This is a genomic window from uncultured Shewanella sp., from assembly GCF_947495455.1.
Classification (GTDB): Bacteria; Pseudomonadota; Gammaproteobacteria; order Enterobacterales; family Shewanellaceae; genus Shewanella.
The window spans coordinates 1-632 of sequence record NZ_CANLZC010000242.1; the positions used below are offsets into that span (position 1 = coordinate 1).

Genomic DNA, 632 nt, shown 5'->3' on the forward strand with positions numbered 1-632 from the left:
TACATGGCAGTCTTCGTGACTGTGGTCGTGTTTTGTGCGGTATCGGTCACAGTGAGGGAGGCGGTGACAGTATACTCACCGTTATCGGACTCGGCTGTAGAGAGGGTGTCGCCGCTGACCTCAATGTTGTATTCCAGCCGTCCAGTGTCTTCATTTAGGCTGAGTGAGCCGCTACCGAGAAAGGTCGAAGGGTCGTTAATATCGGTATAGAGGCTGACGACATCACCAGCGATATTATCAGTGTCACTGGTGGCATAACCTGTAATAGTAACTGAGGTCTCAGATTCGGCATGATTGATCCAGTCATCGCCTGCGATGGAGGTGATATAAACGTCAGCCTCAGGGATGACGGTATCGACTTGATACATGGCAGTCTTCGTGACTGTGGTCGTGTTTTGTGCGGTATCGGTCACAGTGAGGGAGGCGGTGACAGTATACTCACCGTTATCGGACTCGGCTGTAGAGAGGGTGTCGCCGCTGACCTCAATGTTGTATTCCAGCCGTCCAGTGTCTTCATTTAGGCTGAGTGAGCCGCTACCGAGAAAGGTCGAAGGGTCGTTAATATCGGTATAGAGGCTGACGACATCACCAGCGATATTATCAGTGTCACTGGTGGCATAACCTGTAATAGT

Annotated in this window: 1 protein-coding gene; it reads right to left on the reverse strand. The window is 51.1% G+C overall.

From position 1 onward, the window contains the following. Positions 1-632 (reverse strand): hypothetical protein (locus Q0791_RS24950; protein ID WP_299011959.1); only part of this gene is annotated, 632 nt, incomplete at both ends.